This is a genomic window from Dokdonia donghaensis DSW-1 (assembly GCF_001653755.1).
Lineage (GTDB): Bacteria > Bacteroidota > Bacteroidia > Flavobacteriales > Flavobacteriaceae > Dokdonia > Dokdonia donghaensis.
Genome location: NZ_CP015125.1, coordinates 1518200 through 1542851, shown reverse-complemented (window position 1 = coordinate 1542851; position 24652 = coordinate 1518200). Strand labels below are relative to the sequence as shown.

The following is a 24652-nucleotide window of genomic DNA, read 5'->3' as shown; positions in this document are numbered from 1 at the left end:
GCTACGCTCGCAAACACATATTATGAAACTAAATCTAACTAATAAAAATGCCCTTGTCTGTGGCTCTACAGCAGGAATCGGACTAGCAACCGCTATGGGGCTGGCAGAAGAAGGTGCAAACGTAACCCTAGCGGCGCGTACAGAAGAAAAGCTCAAAAACGTTATCTCACAGTTACCTAATAACGGCTCACAAAAACACAGCTATGTGGTGGCAGATTTTACAAATCCGCAGGAGGTGGCAGCTGCTGTTTCGGTAACGGGCAATGTATATCACATATTAATCAACAACACAGGTGGCCCTCCAGGTGGACCAATTGTGGATGCAGATGTTACCGCTTTCGCGAAAGCGTTTACACAACACCTACAAACTAATCATTTATTAACACAAACCGTACTCCCAGGAATGAAAGCCGAAGGATATGGGCGTATTATTAATGTGATCTCCACCTCTGTAAAGCAACCGCTAGATGGTCTAGGCGTGAGTAATACGATACGTGGTGCCGTGGCAAACTGGAGTAAAACTATGGCAAATGAGCTAGGGCAATACGGCATTACCGTAAACAACGTGCTTCCTGGTGCAACAGCTACGGGTAGACTCTCTGAGATTATAGAAAACAAGGCAAAAAAGACTGGAAAATCTATAGAAGAGGTATCGCAAACTATGGCAAACGCTTCACCAGCAAAACGTTTTGCAAAACCAGAAGAGGTAGCAAATGCGATTGTTTTTCTAGCCAGTGAAGCTGCTTCATTTATTAATGGAATAAATGTCCCTGTAGATGGAGGGCGCACAAAAAGCTTGTAGATGGATATTAAAAAGATTTTTTGGATACTAAGTTGGCTCGTGGCGGGAGTTACCTTTGCGATGATTCTGATACACTATGGAGACATTCCAGAAGAGGTGCCTATGCACTTTGATGCGACTGGAGTGGCAGATAGATATGGGTCAAAAAATGAACTTTTTATCTTACCCGTACTTAGCGTCTTACTTATCCTACTATTCCAGTTTATGACAGGCAAGTCTATAAAGATTAACAAGCATAAACAAGGGGTTAAAAATGAGGCGCAGGTTACAGTTACAAAAACCTTTATGTCACAAATGGCGCTGTATTGCACCCTTCTTTTTGGGTGGCTGGTATATCAATCTATGGCAGTTGCCGTGGGTAAACAGACGGGATTAAGCAGTTATTTTTTGGTTGCAACCTTTGGCGGTTTTATTATACTACTCGTCTTATATTATATACAACTTAAGAAGGTAAAAGAGTAAGGCGGTACTCATATAATAATTGTATTTTTAAAAACACAACAGCGATTGCGTAGTACGCTTTCGCGAAAGCATACTCAATATGTCACATAAAAAACTTCGCATAAACGGTCACTCTCACCTACTTCCCTACCCTGAGGAAATCCCTCAGTTTATGAAAGACAAAGGGATTTTTTGGGTAGACAAAGACCGAAAGTTTATGCTCCAAAAAGACTGGAGCAGACCTGTGACAGATTCTAGTTTTTTCTTGCACGAAAAACTGGAGTGGATGGAACGCAACAAGGTAGACCACGCGGTGGTACTCAACCTCTCACAACTCTATGGAAACGGGCTGCGCCTAGAAGAAATGAAGCAAGCACTTAAGTTTCAGAACGACTTTAATGCGCGGGTACAACAAGATCACCCAGATAAGTTTACAACGGGTTTTGTGGTACATCCAGGATTTGTGCGTGGCGCTTTATGGGAGATAGAGCGATGTGTAGAGGTGCTAGGTATGGATTTATTATGCTTGCCTACGCACTATATGGATACCATAGGGACGTGGCGATGCATTTTTGATGAAGAAAATGAGCCTATTTTTGAACTTGCAAGTAAGTATAACCTTGCAGTAGAAATTCACCCGTATGATGGTGAGAAATTTATAAAACTACAGAATACAAACTGGCGTTTTCACCTCATATGGATGCTTGCACAATGTGCAGATGCCTACCACTTTCTTACGCTTAATGGTTATGCAGATAAGTATCCAGGTATGCGTGTGTGCTTTGCTCACGGTGGCCAGCTAGCACAGATTAATCTAGGGAGACGTATACAAGGTTTTGACGGAAGGCCAGATCTTTTTGAAGGAAAAACACACCCACGTAAATCTGTGGGGCATCCTAATATCTTTTTTGACACCCTAGTACACGATACAAATTCGCTTAAAATGGTGATAGAAAACCAAGGAAGCAAACAGGTGGTTATGGGACTTGATGATCCATACCCGCTTGGTGAGATGGAAAGCGACAACCAGAGTAGTTATCCTGGTAAGATATTAGATCTTGCTTTAGAACGCGAGATTATTAATGCTACCGAGTATGACCAGATATGGGATGATAATGTTGTGCGCTGGCTATATGGAGATGATGAGAAGCGCAAGGAAGCTTTTAGGAAAAGAATATTAGGCGAAAAATAAATTATTGCATTACCTAGACCTATCTCAAAAACGATAGGTAATTTTGCCTTTTCAAACTTATTTATAATGCATTTTTTACCAGAGGAACTTGATGATTACGTGGTTGCCCACTCGGCGCAAGAACCTGCTCATCTCAAAGCGCTTACAAAGGAAACCTACCAAAAGATACTACAACCACGTATGCTTTCTGGTGCCTACCAAGGTAGAGTGCTTAGTATGATAAGCAAGCTAGTAAACCCAAAAAACATTCTTGAGATAGGGACTTTTACCGGCTACTCTGGCTTATGCCTCGCAGAAGGTTTACAACAAGAAGGATCTCTACACACCATAGATATTAAGGAAGAACTTGTAGACTTCCAGCGCAAGCATTTTGACGCTTCGCCTTACGGCTCACAAATCACACAGCACCTCGGTCAAGCGTTAGATATCATACCGACTATTGACACTACTTTTGACCTCGTTTTTATAGATGCAGATAAACGCAACTACATTAATTACTATAATGTGATTATTGATAAGATGAGCAAGGGTGGCATTATCCTTTCTGATAATGTGCTCTGGAGCGGCAAAGTGGTTGAACCGCTTAATGAGAAAGACATAGATACTAAAGTGTTACTGGAGTATAACAAGCTACTCAATGAAGACAAACGTCTAGAGACCGTTCTATTACCTATAAGAGATGGTCTTACGGTGAGTCGTGTGAGGTAGTATATTACTCGTTTTAATTACGCTTTCGCGAAAGCGTAATTCTAAATATCAAAAAAAGGTCTCATTGATGATTACAATGAGACCTTTGATATTCAAAATGACATCCTATTTACTGTACAGCTTGGTAGGCATCTATATTACCATAACCGTACTTACTACTCGTATTACTATATAATTCTGATGACTGGCGAAGTCTATTAAGAACCTGCTGTCTTGACCAGTTAGGATATTTTGACCAAACCATCGCTGCTACTCCAGCCATAGTTGCTGTAGCTACAGATGAGCCACCCACATAATCACGTTGCCCCTGGTTAAAACCTATTACTGGTGTTGTTCTATCATCATTACTATCGCGTTCCATCACGATTGTAAACTCTATCTCGTTACCGTCGTGACAAATATCACACTCCCTATAACCTCCAGACCAGTCGGTCACTCCTGTCACTGCAATAGCCTCTGGCATACTTGCTGGAAAAATAACTGGGTACCAGTTTGTAGCACTGGTGCTTGTACCTCCTGCAGCAAATATGAGTTTACCACGACTATATGCATAACGTACAGCATCTCTTACATTACCTATACTCCAAGGATAACCTATAGACATTGAGATAATATCTACATCACTTCTATCTGCAAGTGCTCGTAATGCGTTAGACACACCTTTGCGCTCGTGATAATCATTTAGAACTACATCAGATGTTCCTCTATACATTACAAGATTTGCATCATAAGCTACTCCAGAAGGAAGTCCATCGTTGTTGCGAGGTCCTGCGGCGACTCCTGCCATACTTGTACCGTGACCACAACGGTCATTTGGTCCATCTAGATTGTTAGACCACCACCAGGCAGAGTCTATATAAGTTCCATATTTTTCTACCGTTCTTCCGTTTATAGAAGCTCCATCTCCAAAACTGTTACCCAGCAATGGCTGGTTAGGTGAAAGACCTGTATCTATAATACCTATTGTAATACCTGCACCACGAGAGCGCCCCCAAGCGCTGGCTATATTGTGACGATCAAACGTCCAAGGTACAAGTGCTCCCGGCCATATACTTCTATAATCTGCACTATTAAGGGTACTGCCACTAGTATCACAACCTGCGCTGCGTGTTTGAGTAGGCGCCGGCTTTGCTCCTTGTGGAGTAGTGATGTCATAATAAGAATAACCGTTAGGTTCTAAATACCTTACTCCATCTGAGGCTAGCAGCTCTCTTATAGTTTCTAGTTTTGTAACCTCAAGGTCTACGACATTAAGAACCTCATCTTCTTTTACTCTGAAATCTTTTTTGGCTATTTGCTCACTACTTTGAACTAGATCTACAAGACCAAGCCTTGTAGCATCAAGACGGTCATTTTTTTCTGTTCTAAAGCTTTCACCTTTTTCACCATAACCTATGGTAAGAACGTTACCCCCGTGTACTGTGGCACTCCAAAGCACATTGGCCGGGACTTCACTCCACGAGAATGATTGTTTTTCATAAAATGACTGGTTGATTAAGGCGTTAATCTCTTCGATAGTTAAGAACGCATCTGAATCTTGAAGGTTTACCTCTACATTTTCTGTAAGAAGGTCTGACGCTTCATCTTGATCTTTTGTACAAGAGAATGCCGCAAGAAGGCACAGTCCAAGTACTAAGGAGTTAGCTTTTTTCATATTGATTGGGTTTGTGTTAAAACTCCCTCAATGTATTAAAATTTTAATAATTATGCGCGCATAATATTAAATTCGTAAAATTTTACACAAAATTTTGAAGAATACGCTTTTATCAGCAAGCTGTGCTTATGCTTAATTTAAGCCTTTTGAAGTGCCTGCTTACCCAAATACTTCCAAAAAAAGAAACCTATAGTAGTCCCCACAAGTGCCCCTACTAATATGTCACCAGGGTAATGTACCCCCACTAGAATGCGACTCATAATAAAAAGTAGTGGCCAGATATAAAATACATACACCCATTTAAATCTTGACCGCAATGCTAATACAATAAATGTCGTCATTGCAAATGATACCGCCGCGTGACCAGAGAAAAAACTAAAGTTACCTGGAGTTTGTAATACCCGTATAAGCTCTGCAAGTTCTGTATTATTATTAGGCCTTAATCTACCTACTGTATTTTTTACAATTTCCGTCAGACCAAGAGTTACAGCAAAAACTACGAGTGTACTACCTACACCTATAAATGCCTTTCGGCGTGTGTATACTATAAAAAAGAGAATAAAAAAGAGAATGTAAAGCGGTGTCCAGTGCTCAATCTTAGTGACAAAAATCCAGAAGGCATCATATTCTTCTATACCCAGACTATTAAGATATATAAATAGTGACCTATCCCATTGCTGGAGTTGTTCCCACATCTAGAGCGATCTTTTAATAGGGCCAGTGATGTCGTTTATGTCTTCCTTTGCCTTATCTATTTCTTTCTTGATATCCTTAGTTACATCAAGATCTATATCGTTACGCTCTGCAGTTTTAGTTATTTCAGATTTGATATCATTTGTAGCGTCTTTAATCTGACGCATACCTTTCCCTAGACCACGTGCGATTTCTGGGACTTTATCTGCACCAAAAACCATAATCACTATAAAAATAATGAAGGCAATCTCGGTACCCGAAATAAAAAGAGGTAAGCTTATCATAGGTTGCAAAGATATTTAATAGCAATATGGTTTAAAAGCTTTATATAATATTATTGAGTCTCCAAAAGTTGTGTTTTACGCTTTCGCGAAAGCGTAACTCCTTCACTTCACATTTATAATACATTAAACTGTACATACTTGCTAAAGTTGAAACTACTGATAATATATAAGTATAAAAACCAGTGTTTTGTGAGATTTAAAAAAGCGCCTTAAGCTATAACTAAAAAACCACTTAAAAAAAACTTTAAGATTTTTGTAACATTTTGCAACTTTGCCTCGTATAATAAATGAACGCTAACCCAAGTTTATTTCGGCCCTATGAGACAGCTTAAAATTACTAAGCAGGTAACAAACAGAGAGACTGCTTCTTTAGACAAGTACCTACAAGAAATAGGTAAAGTAGATCTTATTACTGCAGAGGAAGAGGTAGAACTAGCACAGCGCATAAAAGCGGGTGATCACCGTGCTCTGGAACAGCTCACTAAGGCAAACCTGCGTTTTGTGGTTTCTGTATCAAAACAGTACCAAAATCAAGGGCTTACACTACCAGATCTTATTAATGAGGGTAACCTAGGACTTATCAAGGCGGCACAACGCTTTGACGAGACACGTGGGTTTAAGTTCATATCATATGCTGTATGGTGGATAAGACAGTCTATCTTACAGGCACTAGCAGAGCAGTCACGTATAGTAAGATTACCACTTAACAAGATAGGCTCAATAAATAAAATTAATAAGACTTTTGCTTTTTTAGAACAAGCTAACGAGCGTCCTCCTAGTCCTGAGGAGATTGCAAAGGAGCTAGATATGACTATAAAAGACGTAAAAGAATCTCTTAAAAACTCTGGACGTCATATAAGTATGGATGCTCCTCTTGTAGAAGGAGAAGATTCTAATCTTTATGATGTATTAAACTCTGGAGAATCACCTAACCCTGACCGTGCTTTATTGCACGAATCTCTTAAAACAGAAATAGAGAGAGCGCTAGAGACCCTTACCCCTCGTGAAGCAGATGTGGTGAGACTCTACTTTGGGCTAGGAGACCAACGACCTATGTCGCTAGAAGAAATAGGAGAAACCTTTGACCTTACTCGAGAACGAGTTAGACAGATAAAGGAAAAAGCTATACGTAGACTCAAGCATACCTCAAGAAGTAAAATTCTTAAAACATATCTGGGATAAACGTGATATATGCACCGATAAAGTGCATAATCTCTTAAAGTTTCAGTTTAACTTTTTGTAGAATAAAAGTTTTGGTATCTTTACAGTACTAAATGTAAGTAATTAACGCCTCTGGCGACCTAATAACCGCAACAACAGTTTATCATAACTGTTCGTTTTTTGATTGATGAATGAATCCCCGGCTGATTACCGGGGATTTTTCATTTCCAATATCTAGATAATCTTATCTTTACCCTAAAGAATCTTTTATGTCATCAAAACTCATAGCCCCTTCTATACTAGCAGCAGACTTTGCAAACTTGCAACGTGATATAGAAATGATAAATAATAGCGATGCAGACTGGTTTCATATAGATATTATGGATGGTGTTTTTGTGCCTAATATCTCTTTTGGGATGCCAGTACTTAGAGATATCAATAAGCACGCTAGTAAACCTATAGATGTGCACTTAATGATAGTAGATCCAGATAGGTACATACAAACATTTGCAGATCTGGGAGCAGATATTCTTACCGTACATTATGAGGCTTGCACGCATTTACACAGAACACTACAAGCCATAAAAGATGCTGGTATGAAAGCTGGTGTAGCACTTAACCCGCACACACCTACATCCCTACTAGAAGATGTAATAAGAGATATTGATCTAGTATGTGTGATGAGTGTAAATCCTGGTTTTGGCGGTCAAAAATTTATAGAAAATACTTATGATAAAGTGGCCGCGCTCAACTCTCTCATTATAAGAAAAGGTGCGACCACGCTTATAGAAATAGACGGTGGTGTAACAAATAAAAATGCTTCACAACTTATTGAAAAAGGAGCAGATGTGCTCGTAGCGGGAAGCTTTGTCTTTAAGGCCGAAAATCCCGTTACCACAATTAAAAATCTAAAATCACAGATTATATAAGTGGTTAATTAAGTAAATAAAAAAGCCATCGCTTATACAGCAATGGCTTTTTTTGTTTTTATAAAACTTGGTAATACTAGTCTCTTGACATAAATATTCTAAGTATGTACCAAAACAACAACATAAGTGATGCAAATAAGCCTAAGGCAGCAGCAACATACTGCTCCTCATCATATTTATGAACCATATTTGAGGTTGTATAAAGTATAGACCCTGCGGCAAGAGCAACCATCCCTACACTAAACCAGAGTCCTAAGTCAAATCCAAATAACAGACCTGCAACCATAAGACCTAGAGCAAGAAAAAAGCCTATAGTGAGTATTGATTTTAAAAACGAAAAATCTTTTTTTGTTATAATCACCACTCCAGATAACCCCGCAAAGAGTGCAATAGTCATTACAGCGGCTTTTTGAAGCATCTCAACACCATCTATCATTGAGAAAGCAATGAGCAGTAAGGGTATGAAAATAAAGGCTTCGGCCACTACATAGATACCTAGCGCTAGATAATGCTTGGTCTTATCACGGGAGTTAAGTGCTAGGCCTTCGGCATAGTTTGTAATAAACATAAATGCTCCCAGTAATAATAACCAACTCCATCCACCCGTAAGTGACATTGCAAAGTTTACTATCACTGGTGATTGAAAAAATAAGTACTCAGTTACTATAAATAGTAATACTGCTAGCGCAACATAGGTATATGTCTTTCGGTAGAAGTCTACGCGCTGCTCGTCTGAGAGTGCACTTACTGGTAAAAATTGAGGTTGTGGTGATTCCATATAAATATATTTGATTGATGATTAATAGTTTCAAATGTAATAAAAGATGTTTTACGCTTTCGCGAAAGCGTAATTAAAACCTACAAGCGCCTATTAGTCTATGCTTGCACCTAATAAGATATAGTGCAAAGGACTCCTACTTCTTTGAAGAAGCTCCTTTAAAGTTTTGAGAGCTATTTTTGAATAAGACATTAAAGGTCGTAAGGCTTCCGTAGATGCGGGTAATGTACTGTTGTAGGTCTATTTTATCTTGATCATCAAGAGTTTTACTCGCGTTTATCTTTTGCTCCATCACACGTATACGGTCGCGCACCATTACAATTTTATGAAAGAAACTATCTATAGGGATTTCTTTTGAGGCTAGGCTACTATCCTTTGGATTCATTGTGAGGGTACCTCCTCTCCACTTATCTGCTAGTGATACGACCTCAGAGATGTCACTATATCTTTTTAACAAGTCTCTTAAAGACTTCTCCACTTCATAAAAACTTACGGTATCTACCTCGTCTTCTATAGCTTCTATCACGTCAAAATGATCATCTAGCGTGATGGTCTCTAGACCACCGTCTATAAAGGTAACCCAATATAACTCTGATGTTACGTTTGTAATCACCCCTTTTCCAAGTTTATGGTGATTTATTCTACTCCCTATTCCTAATAATGTATTCATTTACTATGGTGTTTGTATAAGGTCTAAGATATTATACTCTATTGAAAATTGCACAAACTGCTTGTAAAATTTGTGTAAAGAGAGATTATAGAATGCTGTTTTTAAAATTATGTTAACAAGATTTTAACGTATACCATAAAACCCATAGCACATAAGCTGCGTAGGTATCTAAAATAAATAACATACAACAATGAAAACAGTATCAAAAATTCTAATTGCCAGCGCACTTGTTGCTGGAGTGGGTGCTCTTATCGCGGCAGACCACCTAGATGCACCAGCTGTGGGAGGAACCACGGCAGACATCACAGATTATTTTGCCTTTGAAAGTGCAGAAAATGGAGACAACACCGTATTTGTAGCAAACGTACAGAGCTCGCTAGCGCCAGCAGGTAACGACGCAACATTTGACGAGAACGTTCTAGTTGAGTTTAATATAGATAACACGGGAGATCTTGTAGAAGATCGCGTGATACAAGCTATAGCTAGAGATGGGAGAATGTACTTTTTTGGGCCATATGCGCCTTCTACCACAGGGTTGAATAGTACAATAGATGCTTCTCAAATGATAGGTTCGGTAGCGATTACTACAGATGGTAATGCTATTACAGAAACTACAGAGGGTGGTATTAAAATGTTTGCAGGCCCTAGAGAAGATCCTTTCTTTTTTGATTTTGGAACTTTTAATGCTGTTATAGGCGGAGATGCAGAAAACAATGGACCTAATGGAGGTTTTCAAACTGCTGAAAATGCAGTAGACACCTTTGACGGCACAAATGTGCTATCTATAGTTGTAGAAATCCCTAACGCCCTTATAGGACCTACAGTAGCTCACCCAGCAGGATTTGATGTACAAGTGTGGAATACTTGGGTAGAAGCAAAAAGACAACAATAATATTACTAAAGACACATAAAGATGAAATTACAAAACATAAAATACCTATTAGTAGGTGCTGTACTCGCAGGGTTTGTATCGTGTAACGATGATGACGATTTATTTATACCAGCACCAGAAGAGCAAATGGAAATGGAGGAGCTTAACTTTGAAGGAACTTTTGCTCAAGAAGACCAGATGGGAAGAGCCGCTATAAACACCGTTCTTAATGGAGATAGCGCTTCAAAAAACAGCTTTAACCTTACAATACCGTCTGAGATGGTAGCAAACTTTCAGCAAGGGTTTCTTGATAGAGCAGTTGCACTACACGCTGCTTTTGGTGTAGAATATGAAAATAATGTATTAGGTCTAGATGCAACAACACTTACAACAGTTCTCGCGGCAGATGTATTACAGGTTGCGCCAGATGCACCTACTACATACATAGATGGTGATGGTAATGTACTTACTGGTCGTAATCTTACAGATGATGTTGTAGATGTATCACTTATACTTCTTTTTGGAGGTAATAATGGTGACCGTTTTAATGGTCAAGATCTTGATAATGATGGTGTGGCAGATTTACCAATACTTGTTACAGATAATGTACCAAACACTGGTGAAAACCCAAGCACCACGTTCCCATACCTAGAAGGACCTCACTAGTCCCCCAACAAATAATGATAAAGGGACTGAAGTTTTTCAGTCCCTTTTTTAATAAAACAAACTATGAAAACCCGCCAACTACCACATACAAAATACCTCATAGCGCTATGTACATCAATCTTTCTCACGTCGTGTCATAGCCATAAGGAGGATATCCTCACAGATCAAAATGATTATAATGCATATCTCAATACCTCAAATAGTAAGGTAATTTCAGGACTTAATGATCAAGTTGCCTTCTGGAACAGTCGTATTAAAAAGGACAGTTCGCAAATAATAGATTTAAGTAAAAGCGCAGGAACTTACACCGCCCTTTTTAATCAAAATGCAGATATCGAGATGCTCAAAAAGGCTGAGCAAAATTTACACAAAGCTGCACAAAAAGCAGCGATAGGAAAAGACAACTATCTACGAGCTCTCGCTCAAAACTATATCACACAGCACCGTTTTAAAGAAGCAAAAACAATGATAGACTCTGCCGCACAAGTAGGCGGTGAGATAAGCGCTAGCAACTTTGTATTATTTGATGTAGCAATGGAGCTAGGTAATTATAAAGAAGCAAAAACTCTACTAGATAAAGAAGCAGATTTTTCTAACTACAATTACTTAATAAGACTTGCAAAATGGGAGGACTACAGCGGTAATCTAGACGCCACTATACAGCATATGGAAAACGCAATGCACATCGCAGACCGCAGTAATGTCGCAAATCTTAAGATATGGGTATACACAAACCTAGCCGACTATTATGGCCACGCTGGGCGTATACAAGATTCATACAATCACTACCTTAAAGCACTAGCTCTAGATCCTTCTAACGCTTACGCGAAAAAAGGAATTGCCTGGATCACTTACTCTTATGAGAATAACCCTAACGAGGCATTACGTATTATAGAAGCCATAGAAAAAGACACTAAAAGCCCAGACTACGCCTTACTAAAATCTGAAATATATGAGTACCTTAATAATAATAAAACTGCCGAAGATTTAGAAAAGGAATTTATAAATCGTGCCACGGCAACAAATTATGGAGATATGTATGGTGCTTACCTTGTTGAACTGTATGCTTCTCAACCAGAAACCGCAGATAAAGCAATTACTCTTGCCAAAAAAGAAGTAAACAACCGCCCTACCCCTATGTCATACGATTTACTAGCACACGCCTATTATGGAAAGGGAGATTATGCACAAGCACTTAACATTGCACAAGAGCACGTAATAGGTAAAACTTACGAGCCTATGGCACAATTTCACACTGCGCAAATTTATAAAGCATTAGAGATGCAAAAGGAGCTCACACCTCTTAAAGAAGAACTACTAGAAACAAGTTATGAGTTAGGACCTATCACTTATGCAGAAATAATAAAGCTATAATATAAAACCAAGACACAACCATTTACGTAAGTGTCTATATAAGAGGAAAACTATAAGGTTGGGTAGTTTTTTTTTGAAGTTTGTTTGTAAACGATCTACTTTATTAAGTAGGTCGTTTTTTTTTATAAACTAGGTGCGAGCAAAATATGTGCTTCATATTAATGAGCATCTCGTAGCGTTAAGCTATAGATATAAGATAGTAGAAGAGCCTATAATTAATACTTGTCTTTAACCTTAAAAGTATTTAAGAAGAATATTAAGAGGTTACTACACCCAGCGTATATAATTGCTCAAGAGTAGGAGATTCACTACCTCCGGAAGGTTCTAGCGTGATACCAAATGCTTCAGACTGGTTAGGGTTATCAAGTTCAAAGATTTGATTTCCCGTAACATCATACTGGTCTAGTATCCCTAAGCTGGTAGGCGTAAGTGGTTCTAAAGTAAGCGACCATACTTGATACACTTTTCCTTGTGGTGGTTCTGGTAGACCTTTTACATCTATATAAGCTTTACCATTTTCTTGATCCCAGTACACAGATGCATATGCTTCTGGCGCAACGGCCTGTGCTCCTAGTGGTACAGCGATAAGATCTTGCTGTCTTATAACGTTAAGGATATCTTTTGTTTGCTGTAAATCAGATTCGGCTACTTGGGTTTTACTTTCTTGTAGTAGCAGCTCTCTTTCTGTATCTACAATTTGGTCTTCTAGCTTACTATTTTCGGTGTATAAATAACCTACTCCAGCGAGTAAAAGAATGGCAGCTGCCCATAGCAGGATAGCACTAATGGAAGTACGCTTTCGCGAAAGCGGAATTACTTTACCATCTACATCTATATACTTTCTTAAGTTACTGAAGTCTGCAACCTCATCTGGAGCGGCCGCACTCGCAAGTCTCATAAGACTATTCTCTATAGATACTACCTCTTGCAGCAGTGTAGGATTTTGTGCAACTTCACGAGCAACCTCAACCATTTCCTCCTCAGGAAGGGTTCCATATACAAAGAGCTCAAGTGCTCCAGAATCTATATATGTTTGGGTGTCTTTCATTCTACTCCTACGATATCTCTTAATTTTTTTATGCAGATTCTATTTCTTGTTTTTACGGTTCCGAGCGGGATTTCTAGCTCCTCTGCGGTTTCCTTTTGGGTATACCCTTTAAAAAACAAGAAGTGAATTATCTTTTTACAAAGCGGCTCTAAAACGTCTACAAATTTTTGAATCCCTATGGCGTCTACAGAGGTATTAAAACTCCCTCTCGCTTCAAGAATATCTACGAAATATTCGGCTGTATGGTTTTTACGTTGATTCTTAAATGCCTTGGATCTTGTTTTATCTATTGCACTGTTGCGCGCTATGTTGAGCATCCAGGTAAAGAATCTACCTTTCTTTGGGTTATAACGATCTGAGTTATTCCAGATTTTTATAAAAGTGTCTTGTAGTACCTCTTCAGATAATTCTTTATCGTGCAGTATACTATTAATAACTCCAAAGAGGCTCTCACTATACAGCTCATATATCTTCTCAAAAGACATAGCGTCTTTTTGAAGAAATCTAGCAATTAAAGCATCAGGTTGTGTCATCATATAGAACGACTAAGGTAATAATTATGCTTAAAATAGAAATATAAAACTCACTATTTAATATTCTTCCTCACTCACGGTTATATTATCTCTTCTTATGTAACAATAGTTACTTACAAGGTCCTAACAACCCATTATTTTTACATAAAACTTCTTATTATGCTTAAAGAAACCAAACTATATAGCGTGTTATTTATGAAATGCCCGGTGTGCCGAGAAGGCGATTTTTTAAAAGGGCACCCTTATAAGTTTAGCTCAATGGGTAAAGTACACAAGCGTTGCTCTTGCTGCAATACAAAGTTTGAACTTGAAACGGGTTTCTACCAAGGGTCTTACTATGTTTCTTATGCTCTGGGGGTTGCTTTATTTATGGCCGTAGTTCTACTAAATTATATATTTAGAGAAGAGCTTACTCCATCTTCACTTATGATATCTTTTGTGGTATCTCTTATAGTACTGTTTCCATTACTATATGCGCTATCTAAAATTATTTGGGCGCAATTTTTCTTTAATTATGATCGTACTGCGAGCAAAAAATCTAAAGTTACGAGTGCATAAGCCTATGTATTCTTAAGCTAGTAAGATAAAGCAAAGAATTACCTTATTTTTGTAGTACTTATTATGTCTAGATCCATTTTAGACAAACCCATTATAAATTATAACCTATGGAGGTATCTCACCTTGTAGATGCAATAAATGCTCAAAAAAAAGAAGTGCACGTCACTGTGCGGTTAAAAAAAGAATCTCAACGATTTACACAGCTTCTCTTTAATACTCTTTTTGACATAGAGACAGATGTTCAGACATCACTTCTAGAGCTAGAGGTTTTATTTACAACTATAAGAGACCTTGCTTGTCCAGAAATAAAAGGAAAACCCTGTAAAACCTGGACAGATTTTATGCAGGGCATACCTAGCATTTGCATCAGTCTTAAGAAAGATGCTCAAGCTATTCTTGCAAATGACCCCGCGGCAAAAACACTTGAGGAAGTCTATCTTGCATATCCCGGTTTTTTTGCTATTTCTATTTATAGAATGGCAAGAGAGTTTTATAATCTGGGCCTACCACTCATACCAAGATTAATGACAGAATATGCCCACCAGCTTACGGGTATTGACATTCACCCAGGCGCAACCATAGGCAGCTCTTTCTTTATAGATCACGGTACGGGAGTCGTTGTAGGAGAAACGGTAGAGATACACAATCACGTAAAACTGTATCAAGGTGTGACCCTAGGTGCTCTCATCGTAAAGAAGAAATTACAAAACACAAAACGCCACCCTACCATACTTAACAACGTGACTATATATGCAAATGCTACAATATTAGGCGGTGAGACAGTTATAGGAGAGCATAGCGTTATAGGCGGTAATACTTGGATAACCTCATCTATAGAGCCACATACCTTTGTAGTCCATAGACCAGAATTACAAGTATCTACACAACAAATCAATACAAATGAATAAGACACTCATAGATAGAATAGGGAATACGCCACTTGTAAAATGCACAACGCTTAATACAAACCCAAATGTAGACTTGTATTTTAAACTCGAGGGTAATAACCCTGGAGGAAGTGTAAAAGATCGCGCAGCTCTTAATATGATTAAGACAGCCTTAGATGCTGGTGAGATTGATAAAACGTCAAAGCTTATTGAAGCAACTAGTGGTAATACTGGTATTGCACTCGCAATGATTGCTGCAATATATGGTCTTGATATTGAACTCGTAATGCCAGAAAAAGCTACTAAGGAGCGAGTGCAAACTATGCGTGCTTATGGTGCAAAAGTAACCCTACACCCAGATGGTATAGAAGGCGCTAGAGATTATGCGATTGATAAAGTAGAAAATGAAGGCTATTACAGCTTTAACCAGTTTTCTAATGATAATAACTGGAAAGCACATTATAAATCTACAGGTCCAGAAATCTGGAGAGATACAGATGGTGAGGTAACACACTTTGTTTCTTCTATGGGAACAACAGGTACGATTATGGGTACCTCTACCTACTTAAAGGAACAAAATAGTGATGTACAGATTGTAGGTGTGCAACCCACAGATGGATCTAGAATACCTGGCATACGTAAATGGCCTAAGGCATATCTTCCAGCTATTTTTGATGCTTCAAAGGTGGATAGCGTTCTTGAAGTTAGTACAGAAGAGGCAATTGCAATGGCTAGACGTCTCGCAAAAGAAGAAGGTATTCTTGCGGGTATGAGCAGCGGTGGTGCTACAGCAGCAGCACTTAAACTGGCAAGCACGCTTGAGAGTGGTATTATTGTAAGTATTATATGTGATCGTGGTGATAGATACCTATCATCTGAGCTTTTTGAATAGATAGCCGCGATTATAGATTGTATTCTTTGTAATTACGCTTTCGCGAAAGCGTACTACTCCCCTATTGTTGTCCTTTTTTAAAACCGTAAGTGTTTTGACTCACAAAGTCTTTTGGGAAAACCTCATCTCCGGGAAAACCTAGTTCTATGGTACCGCTATCTTCAGGTATATAATCTGTCTTAAAAATATAGTCCCATACACTTAGCGATATTCCAAAGTTTACGCCATACGTTCCTTCGGGAATGGTATATGCGTGATGATACAAGTGCATTACGGGGTTATTAAAAATATACTTTAAAGGACCCCAAGTAATTTTTGTGTTAGAATGGTTTATGTGACCTATTGCTATTGCAATAAAGTGCACTATGTATGCCTGTGCAGGCTCAAACCCAAAAAGTATCATTACCGCAAAGGTCTTAAGTGGTTTATAGAGAATATTCTCCATCCAGTGATAGCGCAGGTGTGCTGCAAATCCCATTTCTTTTACACTATGATGCACCTTGTGGTACTTCCATAAAAAGGGATATTTATGCAATAAGGTATGTGTAAACCATTGTACAAAATCTAGTACAACAAAAAAGACAAGCAACTGGCTCCACATAGGCCAAGAAGATGGATCAAAAAGCGCTAGAGAGTCTTCACTTATCCCTATATCTTCAAAACCTAGTTGTAGTATTTTATAAAACCCACTTATGGCTATAGAAAACAAAAAGAAATTAAAAAACATATAAAAACCATCTAGCCAGAAGTCTTTTCTAAAAATAGATTGCTCCTTCCTCCAAGGAAAAAAAATCTCTAAAGCCCAAACAAGTAGCGATAATATAATGAGCCCCCAGAAATAATTTGTATACCAAGGAACTTCAAAAATGATAGATTTCCAGGTCCAGTCTACCGTACCTAGAATTGCATCTTTAAAACCTATCAAATATTTTTCCATATGTTCTTAACTAGAGTGCTAGATTTATACATATAAGTAGACGTAATTTACTAGTAATCTTACAAACTTTACTACCTTTTAAAGCGCTCAGCTACATTTTGTAAAATTAATGAATTCTATATCTTTCTTACTGTAACTTTTGTTACTTAAAGGACATTAGAATTAGGTTAACTTTACAATACTAAAAACACAGTAGTAATGTAATGCTTCATAAAAACTGAAGTTTCCATCATCTTAATTGCAATTTACAAACTGACTTATTTATATATAAATGATTCAAGAACTCAAGCAAAATTACGGTCACCTTTTTGAAGACGACTTAATAAACGAGATTGCGCAAGTAGGGACTTATAAAGAAGTTCCCGCTGGCTTTAAACTTATGGAGATAGGTTCTTACATAAAAGGTATGCCTTTACTTATCTCTGGTGCTATAAAAATATTGCGAGACGATAAAGAAGGGGATGAACTCCTACTCTACTACCTAGAAAAAGGTGATACCTGCTCTATGACTATGAGTTGCTGCTTAGGGCAAACAAAGAGCGAGATAAGAGCCATAGCAGAGACCGATACCGTTCTTATAATGGTACCTATTCAAAAAATGGAGATGTGGACTTCAAAATATAAATCTTGGAGAAATTTTGTTTTTGAAAGCTATCACACCCGTCTCAATGAGATGCTCCACACCATAGATAGTATTGCTTTCAATAATATGGACCAGCGGCTTCTAGAATACCTTAAAAATAAGTCTAGAATTAATGAAGATAACAGCATACGCAACACACACCAAGAGATTGCAGGTGAGCTACACAGCTCGAGAGTAGTTATATCCAGGCTCCTCAAGAAATTAGAAAAATTAGGTAAAATAGAATTACATAGAAATTATATAGAAATCATAAATTTAGACTAGCTATGTAACCTTTGTTACTGCCAGTAGTTTTATATCAGAATACATTTGTTGTAAAACACAAAGTTTCATTATGGAAGTTTTAGAAGTATTAGGATATATAAGTGCACTCATTATAGGCATTTCCTTAGGTCTCATAGGTGGTGGTGGCTCCATACTTGCGGTACCTGTACTTGCATATTTGTTTTCTGTAAATGAAAAAGTAGCAACTGCATACTCTTTATTTATTGTAGGTGCTAGTGCGCTCGTAGGCGGGCTTAAACAGCATCTTAAAGGATATGTAGACTGGCGTACTGCGGTAGTATTTGGTATTCCGGCTATTGTGGGAGTTACAATGGTAAGACATTATGTAGTGCCAGCTTTACCAGACGTTTTATTTACCATAAGTGATTTTGATTTTACACGCAGGATGGCAATGTTTGGCCTCTTTGCAATACTAATGATACCAGCCGCTTTCTCAATGCTCAAAAAGCGTAAAGAGTGTCCAGAAAAGAATGATGGCAAGGTTTCTTACAACTACTCTCTTATCTTAGTAGAAGGATTACTAGTAGGTAGTATTACTGGTATGATAGGTGCCGGTGGTGGTTTTTTAATCATACCCGCCCTAGTAATACTTGCAAACATAAAAATGAAAGTAGCCGTAGGAACTTCACTCATAATTATAGCATTTAAATCTCTTATGGGCTTCTTTTTAGGTGATGCTTTAACGATGGATGTAGATTGGGTATTTCTCTCCATTTTTACATTAATCTCTCTTTTGGGAATTTTTATAGGCAGTTATTTAAGTAATTTTATAGATGGACAGAAGCTCAAAAAAGGTTTTGGTTACTTTATTTTTGCAATGGCCATTTTTATCTTTTATATGGAGTTCTTTGTAAACAAATAATATGATGAGACCAAATAACGAGTTAAAATGTATGATATAATGCTTTCGCGAAAGCGTATAAAAAAATGGAAAGTATGAAAATTGAACAAATCTACACAGGATGCTTAGCACAAGGTGCCTATTATATAGAAAGCAAAGGGGAAGTTGCTATAATTGACCCTTTAAGAGAGGTAAAACCTTATCTTGATAGAGCAAAACTTGATGAAGCAAAAATCAAGTATATTTTTGAAACTCACTTTCACGCAGATTTTGTGAGCGGTCACGTAACACTAGCCAAAGATACGGGCGCTCCTATTATATATGGGCCTAATGCAAACCCCTCTTTTGAAGCGACCATTGCAAATGATGGGCAAGAGTTCAAGCTAGGTGATGTAACTATTATAGCATTACACACACCAGGACACACGATGGAAAGTACAACTTACCTTCTTAAAGATAAAGATGGTAAAGACCACGCAATTTTCAGTGGTGATACTTTATTTCTAGGAGATGTAGGAAGACCAGATCTTGCTCAAAAAATGGGAGAACTCACAGAGCGTGACCTTGCAGGTTTCTTATATGACAGCTTACGCACTAAAATAATGCCCCTTGCAGATGATGTAATAGTATATCCAGCACACGGTGCGGGATCTGCCTGTGGTAAAAATATGATGAAGGAAACCGTAGACACTCTAGGGAACCAAAAGCAAATGAACTATGCCTTGAGAGCAGATATGACTAAGGAAGAGTTTATAAATGAAGTTATAGATGGACTGTTACCGCCACCTCAGTATTTTCCGCTCAATGTAAAAATGAACAAAGAAGGTTATGAAGACATTCAAGATGTTTTAAAAAGAGGTACACAAGCCTTATCACCACAAGCTTTTGAGGCTGCTGCAAATGAGACGGGTGCTATTGTACTAGATGTACGTCATCAAGATGAGTTTGCAAAGGGTCACATACCTAGGTCTATTTTTATAGGTCTCAAGGGAGGTTTTGCTCCGTGGGTAGGAGCTCTTATTGCAGATGTAAAGCAACCTATATTACTAGTGACAGAACCTGGTAAGGAAGAAGAGACAGTGACACGATTATCACGTGTAGGTTTTGACAACGCACTGGGATATCTCAAAGGTAGTTTTGATGCCTGGAAAAAGGAAGCTCTTGAGTATGATACTGTAAGCTCTATAACAGCTGCCCAGTTTAAGTCTAATCTTGAAAAATCTAAAAAACCGGTATACGATGTACGTAAAGAGAGTGAGTATTTATCTGAGCGTGTAAAAGACGCTCACCTTACTCCTCTAGATTTCTTAAATAATCACCTTGCAGAGTTTCCAGAAAACGACACTTTTTATGTACACTGTGCTGGAGGATATAGAAGTATGATTGCTGCATCTATTTTAAAAAGCAGAGGCATACACAATCTTATAGATGTACAAGGTGGTTTTAAAGCCATAAAAGAAGCTGGTGTACCTGTTACAGATTTTGTGTGCCCTACAACATTATAAAACTTTTAAAATGAAAAATATAAATCAAGCCGAATGGCAAGAACTCATTGCAAATGACAGTCAGGCTGTAATTTTAGATGTAAGAACTCCTGGAGAGTGCGCAGAAGGGATACAGGCTAATGCTCAAATGATTGATTTTTTAGACCAGCCCTCGTTTATGGCTTCTATAAAAGAGCTTGACACCTCAAAAAATTACTATATCTATTGCAGGAGCGGTAATCGTAGCGGGCAAGCGTGTCAAATACTTGATAATATGGGTGTGCAAAGCACATACAATCTTACGGGTGGAATGGTGGCCTGGACAGGAGAAACGGTAGCACCATAACGCATAATTTGCCTCATTATAATTAAGGCTTATTATTTTAAATTAGTGAAGAAAAAAGTGACTGTACAAACAGTCACTTTTTTTTTGTTTTAAAAGCCTTGCTATGTAACCTAAGTCACTGACAAACGTATACTAAGCGTTTATCTTTGAGTAAAAATAATAATGAAAATTACACTCATACCTATATCATTTCTATCCTTACTTTTCGGTGATAAATTGCAACAGAGCGATGCTATCACAATACTCGACAGAGACGCTTTTAAAAGCGCAATAGCAACCCCTGGTGTGCAGCTCATAGATGTACGTACTGCAAATGAGTACAGCTCTGGTCATATAGCAAAAGCACAAAATATAGATTACTTTAAAACATCAGAGTTTACAACTAAAGTAAATAAACTTGATAAAGATAAACCGGTGTACCTCTATTGTAGATCTGGTAATAGAAGCCAGCGCGCTGCGGCAAAATTAGATAGCCTAGGTTTCAAAATCATCTTTGATCTAGAAGATGGTTATAACAACTGGAAATAGCTTAGTCTATAAATCATAATGATTATAATGTATGCAATCACGCTTTCGCGAAAGCGTAATTAATTATATCAATTTACTTAATCTCTTAATCAAAATTTTACACTATGAAAACGGCTATAATTGTTCAAAATCTAAGATGTGGTGGCTGTGTTAATACAATCACTACAAAAATTAATGCATTAGGAAATGTACATAATGTTACTGTAGATCTAGAATCATCTACAATCTCCTTTACTGCAGTAGATGCTATAGATGCGCTATCTGTAAAGGAAACTCTAAAAAAACTAGGCTATCCATCTATAGAAGATGATAATGGTGTATTGTTAAAGGCAAAATCTTTTGTAAGTTGTGCTACGGGAAAAATAACCTAACCTATGAGCACACTAGAGCATTCACTACGAGATAAACTAGCGATAGATAGAACGAGACTGGCAAACGAGAGGACCTTTCTTGCTTATTTTAGAACGTTTATTGTTTTTTTAAGTTCTGGTTTTGCTATTATAAAATTAGACCTGTTAAACGAAATACGCTGGATAGGTATTATGCTCATTGTTATAGGACCTGCCTTATTAATTATAGGTTTGTTTCGTTTTTTATATGTAAAGAAGAGTATCAAAAACTACTATAAAGAATAATGTATTATGAAAGCCTCTTGCTTTCTTAATTTATAAAAATTCTTTAAGACACTAAGTCGCACGTTTTAGCGTAGCAATTAATAACTTAAAAAAAACTAATTATTATGAGAAAACTAAATAACATAGGCCTAGACGTAACCTCCTCACAACAAACGGCAGAGGAGCTTAATGATTTACTATCTAACTACCAGATGTTTTATATGAACCTAAGAGGTTTTCATTGGAACATAAGAGGAAAACGATTTTTTGAATTACACCTTAAGTTTGAAGAGTTATACAACGACGCACTTATAAAAGTAGATGAGATTGCAGAGCGTGTACTTACCTTAAGCGCTACTCCACTTCACACCTTTAAAAAATATCTAGAGATATCAGAGATTAAAGGTGCCGAAAATATTACAGATGGTGAGGCAGCAATATCAAGCATACTCGAGGCACTTACTGTCTTACTCAAAAAAGAAAGAGCCATCTTATCAATAGCTGCAGATGCAAATGATGAAGGGACAGTAGCACTTATGAGTGATTATATCGTACAACAGGAAAAACTGGTATGGATGCTCTCTGCTTATCAAAACTAGTATAGGTACGCTTTCGCGAAAGCGTAACAAACACATTTACAACACATTAAAACACTTGATTAATAAAGACCCCCATTAGGTAACAAATGTTACTGAAGAGGGGTTATTTTTGCGCTTTCTTTGTCAAAAATCAAGTAATGAATTGGATATATTCCCCCTGGCCTTGGTATGTATCGGGCCCAATGATTGCTTTTGTGATGTTTTTACTACTTATGGTGGGCAAAAACTTTGGTATGTCTTCTAACCTTAAAACGATGTGCACCATTTGCGGAGCAGGTACAAAAGCAGACTTTTTTAAACTAGACTGGCGTACACAAAAATGGAATCTCACCGTGGTTATAGGTGGCTTTATAGGTGGCTTTATAGCTGCAAATTTTATGACTCCAGATGCCGCTGTTGCCATCACACCAGAAACTATAAGTGATTTACAAAATCTAGGCTTTAGTAGTGCTGGTAGAGCATACCTTCCCACAGAGCTTTTTGAAACCTCAGCGCTGCTAGATTTTAAAACCTTAGCTATACTCATTATAGGTGGGCTCCTCGTGGGCTTTGGCGCGCGTTATGCTGGTGGTTGTACATCTGGCCACGCGATCTCTGGATTAAGTAATTTACAACTCCCGTCACTTATAGCCGTAGTAGGGTTCTTTATAGGAGGTCTTGTGATGATACATTTATTATACCCCTTAATTTTTGCATAATGAGAACAATAGTTTATTTATTTATAGGAATCCTCTTTGGGATTACAATGTTTAAGAGTGAGGCTGCCTCTTGGTTTCGTATTTATGAGATGTTCAAATTTGACGCATTTCATATGTATGGGATTATAGGCTCTGCACTAGTGATAGGTGTTATCACTATACAGCTCATTAAGAAATTTGATATAAAATCTTTTTATGGGGAGACCATACACTTTTATCCAAAAACTAGGAGTGCAAGCCGCTACCTTATAGGTGGTATTATTTTTGGCTTAGGGTGGGCACTTGCAGGTGCTTGTCCGGGGCCTATGTTTACTCTTATAGGAGCAGGTTTTGCACCTATACTAGTAGTTATTGCTGCGGCAATACTAGGTACATTTTTATATGGTATACTTAAAGATAAGTTACCTCATTAATTGAAAGACAAATAGAGCAATATCTGTTAAAACGTGAAATACCAGCTAAACTCAATGATAAGTAAAGAAAATAAACTCTAAAAAATCGTTTCCAAAATGGAAGGCATACTTCTGTTTTTCCTAAGATTTTGAGAATATTAGATCTTCAGAAGCTTCTTACTTAGCTTTACGTAGACTCTATGAAGATAACTTCATTACCAAATCAATCAAAGTAATTTATACTTAAGACAACTCCAGCATTCCTAATTTAATTACAAGAACGACTAGAGGTAGGTGTAACAATATAAATTTTAATCTTAGATTTACTATATTCTAAATAACATCCCTTGGCTAGTCACTCAAAAAAAATACAAGAAACCATTAATGTTGCGGCTCACGATATGAAAAATCCTATTGCTACAATGCGTATGGGCGCAGAAATTATGAGCAGCTTTTCTGAGGATACGTTTGTGAAGCGGCAGGCAGATACTATTTTACACTGCACCTACGACTTAGAACGGCTTATTAATATCTACTCCGATTATGTACGTTTACAAGCGCAAGAACCCTTGATACTTGTTAAACAGGAGTGTGATGAATCTTTTATAAAAGCGATAGCTAAAAAACTACAGAGACTGGAACTCTTATCAGAGCGGTCTGTTACCATTTCGCATTTAGAGAAGTTCAAGTACCTATATGTAGATAAAAACCGAATGATCACAGCCCTTGAAATTTTAACCGCGACGGTAATTACTTACGCCAAGCCTGCATCAAATATTATAATAAACCTGACTGAAAATAAAGATGTGCTGAAATTAGAAATTTCTTTCAACCCAGCACAGACTTTACACTGTGCTCCAGAAACCCTTTTCGACTTTTCTTATATCACGCAAAGAAAACAAGAACGACTAGAGGCTTCTTTAGAGCTTTTTGTGGCTAGTGAGATCATAAAAGCCCACGACGGGAATATTACATATCGTGCAGATGATCACGCGGTAATTACGAGTACGCTTTCGCGAAAGCGTGTAAAATAACATTGTAAGCAACAATAAATCAGGTAGTCTTCCTTAAAATGTTAATGTAATTTTAGAAAACGTTAACATTTTTAAACATTAGTTTATATCTTTAAAAACTTCACTTAATC

The 24652-nt window shown here is 37.7% G+C and carries 31 protein-coding genes; 23 read left to right on the top strand and 8 right to left on the bottom strand.

Annotation, left to right across the window (positions count from 1 at the left end; translation table 11 throughout):
* Positions 1–22 precede the first annotated feature (22 nt).
* From I597_RS06835 to I597_RS06820, 4 genes are all read left to right on the top strand, one after another.
* Positions 23–802 (top strand): SDR family oxidoreductase, encoded by a 780-nt coding sequence (locus tag I597_RS06835; protein WP_035327738.1) that lies wholly within the window; start codon positions 23–25, stop codon positions 800–802.
* Positions 803–1264 (top strand): DUF1648 domain-containing protein, encoded by a 462-nt coding sequence (locus tag I597_RS06830; RefSeq protein WP_035327736.1) that lies wholly within the window; start codon positions 803–805, stop codon positions 1262–1264. It begins immediately after the preceding gene.
* 79 nt (positions 1265–1343) lie between these two features.
* Positions 1344–2435: an amidohydrolase family protein gene (locus I597_RS06825; RefSeq protein WP_035327734.1), complete on the top strand. Its 1092-nt coding sequence runs from the start codon at positions 1344–1346 to the stop codon at positions 2433–2435.
* Between the two features lie 66 nt (positions 2436–2501).
* A complete protein-coding gene (locus I597_RS06820; protein ID WP_035327732.1) occupies positions 2502–3143 on the top strand; it encodes an O-methyltransferase in 642 nt (213 codons plus the stop codon).
* 109 nt (positions 3144–3252) lie between these two features.
* On the opposite strand, the gene I597_RS06815 is transcribed toward I597_RS06820, so the two are convergent.
* The 3 genes from I597_RS06815 to I597_RS06805 form a co-directional block, all read right to left on the bottom strand.
* On the bottom strand, positions 3253–4797 hold the full coding sequence (locus I597_RS06815; protein ID WP_035327730.1) for a S8 family peptidase: 1545 nt from the start codon (positions 4795–4797) through the stop codon (positions 3253–3255).
* A 137-nt stretch (positions 4798–4934) separates the two neighbouring features.
* Complete coding sequence (locus tag I597_RS06810) at positions 4935–5492, bottom strand: phosphatase PAP2 family protein (RefSeq protein WP_035327728.1); 558 nt, start codon at positions 5490–5492, stop codon at positions 4935–4937.
* The gene (locus I597_RS06805) at positions 5493–5774 is read right to left on the bottom strand and encodes a Sec-independent protein translocase subunit TatA/TatB (protein WP_035327726.1); all 282 of its coding nucleotides are present in this window, start codon (positions 5772–5774) and stop codon (positions 5493–5495) included.
* A 318-nt stretch (positions 5775–6092) separates the two neighbouring features.
* Here I597_RS06805 and I597_RS06800 point away from each other — a divergent pair, with 318 nt between their 5' ends.
* A complete protein-coding gene (locus tag I597_RS06800; protein ID WP_035327724.1) occupies positions 6093–6956 on the top strand; it encodes a sigma-70 family RNA polymerase sigma factor in 864 nt (287 codons plus the stop codon).
* A 248-nt stretch (positions 6957–7204) separates the two neighbouring features.
* The gene (gene rpe, locus I597_RS06795; protein ID WP_035327722.1) at positions 7205–7864 is read left to right on the top strand and encodes a ribulose-phosphate 3-epimerase; all 660 of its coding nucleotides are present in this window, start codon (positions 7205–7207) and stop codon (positions 7862–7864) included.
* Positions 7865–7940: 76 nt separating this feature from the next.
* On the opposite strand, the gene I597_RS06790 is transcribed toward rpe, so the two are convergent.
* The gene (locus I597_RS06790) at positions 7941–8642 is read right to left on the bottom strand and encodes a Bax inhibitor-1/YccA family protein (RefSeq protein ID WP_035327720.1); all 702 of its coding nucleotides are present in this window, start codon (positions 8640–8642) and stop codon (positions 7941–7943) included.
* 136 nt (positions 8643–8778) lie between these two features.
* On the bottom strand, positions 8779–9312 hold the full coding sequence (locus tag I597_RS06785) for a hypothetical protein (RefSeq protein WP_035327718.1): 534 nt from the start codon (positions 9310–9312) through the stop codon (positions 8779–8781).
* Between the two features lie 190 nt (positions 9313–9502).
* Between I597_RS06785 and I597_RS06780 the strand changes: the two genes are divergently transcribed.
* The 3 genes from I597_RS06780 (at position 9503) to I597_RS06770 (ending at position 12223) form a co-directional block, all read left to right on the top strand.
* Positions 9503–10204, top strand: coding sequence for a DUF4331 family protein (locus tag I597_RS06780; RefSeq protein ID WP_035327716.1), 702 nt, complete (start codon positions 9503–9505; stop codon positions 10202–10204).
* A gap of 21 nt (positions 10205–10225) precedes the next feature.
* Positions 10226–10849: a DUF4331 family protein gene (locus I597_RS06775; protein ID WP_035327714.1), complete on the top strand. Its 624-nt coding sequence runs from the start codon at positions 10226–10228 to the stop codon at positions 10847–10849.
* A 63-nt stretch (positions 10850–10912) separates the two neighbouring features.
* Complete coding sequence (locus tag I597_RS06770) at positions 10913–12223, top strand: tetratricopeptide repeat protein (protein WP_035327713.1); 1311 nt, start codon at positions 10913–10915, stop codon at positions 12221–12223.
* A gap of 256 nt (positions 12224–12479) precedes the next feature.
* Here the strand turns inward: I597_RS06770 and I597_RS06765 are convergent, their stop codons facing one another.
* Together I597_RS06765 and I597_RS06760 are read right to left on the bottom strand one after the other, a co-directional pair.
* Positions 12480–13271, bottom strand: coding sequence for an anti-sigma factor (locus I597_RS06765; protein WP_035327711.1), 792 nt, complete (start codon positions 13269–13271; stop codon positions 12480–12482).
* Entirely contained in the window at positions 13268–13807 is a 540-nt protein-coding gene (locus I597_RS06760) for an RNA polymerase sigma factor (RefSeq protein ID WP_035327709.1), read from the bottom strand. Before I597_RS06760 ends, I597_RS06765 begins: the two co-directional genes overlap by 4 nt.
* 255 nt (positions 13808–14062) lie before the next feature.
* Between I597_RS06760 and I597_RS06755 the strand changes: the two genes are divergently transcribed.
* The 3 genes from I597_RS06755 (at position 14063) to cysM (ending at position 16141) form a co-directional block, all read left to right on the top strand.
* Positions 14063–14362, top strand: a complete 300-nt coding sequence (locus I597_RS06755) for a DUF983 domain-containing protein (protein WP_236626654.1) — start codon at positions 14063–14065, stop codon at positions 14360–14362.
* A 107-nt stretch (positions 14363–14469) separates the two neighbouring features.
* Entirely contained in the window at positions 14470–15270 is an 801-nt protein-coding gene (epsC, locus tag I597_RS06750) for a serine O-acetyltransferase EpsC (protein ID WP_035327705.1), read from the top strand.
* Positions 15263–16141 carry a cysteine synthase CysM gene (gene cysM / locus I597_RS06745; RefSeq protein ID WP_035327702.1) on the top strand — a complete coding sequence of 293 codons (879 nt, stop codon included), beginning with the start codon at positions 15263–15265 and terminating at the stop codon, positions 16139–16141. The genes epsC and cysM overlap by 8 nt, the downstream gene beginning before the upstream one ends.
* Before the next feature lie 61 nt (positions 16142–16202).
* Here cysM and I597_RS06740 read toward each other — a convergent pair whose 3' ends face one another.
* Positions 16203–17078, bottom strand: a complete 876-nt coding sequence (locus I597_RS06740; RefSeq protein WP_035327700.1) for a sterol desaturase family protein — start codon at positions 17076–17078, stop codon at positions 16203–16205.
* A gap of 271 nt (positions 17079–17349) precedes the next feature.
* On the opposite strand from I597_RS06740, the gene I597_RS06735 reads away from it, so the two are divergent.
* From I597_RS06735 to I597_RS06685, 11 genes are all read left to right on the top strand, one after another.
* Positions 17350–17985, top strand: coding sequence for a Crp/Fnr family transcriptional regulator (locus I597_RS06735; RefSeq protein ID WP_035327697.1), 636 nt, complete (start codon positions 17350–17352; stop codon positions 17983–17985).
* 70 nt (positions 17986–18055) lie between these two features.
* On the top strand, positions 18056–18868 hold the full coding sequence (locus I597_RS06730) for a sulfite exporter TauE/SafE family protein (RefSeq protein ID WP_035327694.1): 813 nt from the start codon (positions 18056–18058) through the stop codon (positions 18866–18868).
* A gap of 74 nt (positions 18869–18942) precedes the next feature.
* Positions 18943–20352, top strand: coding sequence for an MBL fold metallo-hydrolase (locus tag I597_RS06725; protein ID WP_035329060.1), 1410 nt, complete (start codon positions 18943–18945; stop codon positions 20350–20352).
* A 10-nt stretch (positions 20353–20362) separates the two neighbouring features.
* Positions 20363–20677: a rhodanese-like domain-containing protein gene (locus tag I597_RS06720; protein WP_035327692.1), complete on the top strand. Its 315-nt coding sequence runs from the start codon at positions 20363–20365 to the stop codon at positions 20675–20677.
* Positions 20678–20839: 162 nt separating this feature from the next.
* Positions 20840–21205, top strand: a complete 366-nt coding sequence (locus tag I597_RS06715; RefSeq protein WP_035327690.1) for a rhodanese-like domain-containing protein — start codon at positions 20840–20842, stop codon at positions 21203–21205.
* A gap of 104 nt (positions 21206–21309) precedes the next feature.
* A complete protein-coding gene (locus tag I597_RS06710; RefSeq protein ID WP_035327688.1) occupies positions 21310–21576 on the top strand; it encodes a heavy-metal-associated domain-containing protein in 267 nt (88 codons plus the stop codon).
* 3 nt (positions 21577–21579) lie between these two features.
* Positions 21580–21840, top strand: a complete 261-nt coding sequence (locus tag I597_RS06705) for a YidH family protein (RefSeq protein WP_035327686.1) — start codon at positions 21580–21582, stop codon at positions 21838–21840.
* A gap of 104 nt (positions 21841–21944) precedes the next feature.
* The gene (locus I597_RS06700) at positions 21945–22418 is read left to right on the top strand and encodes a Dps family protein (RefSeq protein ID WP_035327684.1); all 474 of its coding nucleotides are present in this window, start codon (positions 21945–21947) and stop codon (positions 22416–22418) included.
* A gap of 137 nt (positions 22419–22555) precedes the next feature.
* Positions 22556–23116: a YeeE/YedE family protein gene (locus tag I597_RS06695; RefSeq protein ID WP_035327682.1), complete on the top strand. Its 561-nt coding sequence runs from the start codon at positions 22556–22558 to the stop codon at positions 23114–23116.
* The gene (locus I597_RS06690) at positions 23116–23529 is read left to right on the top strand and encodes a DUF6691 family protein (RefSeq protein WP_035327680.1); all 414 of its coding nucleotides are present in this window, start codon (positions 23116–23118) and stop codon (positions 23527–23529) included. The genes I597_RS06695 and I597_RS06690 overlap by 1 nt, the downstream gene beginning before the upstream one ends.
* Before the next feature lie 326 nt (positions 23530–23855).
* Positions 23856–24542, top strand: a complete 687-nt coding sequence (locus I597_RS06685) for a sensor histidine kinase (RefSeq protein ID WP_035327678.1) — start codon at positions 23856–23858, stop codon at positions 24540–24542.
* Positions 24543–24652 lie beyond the last annotated feature (110 nt).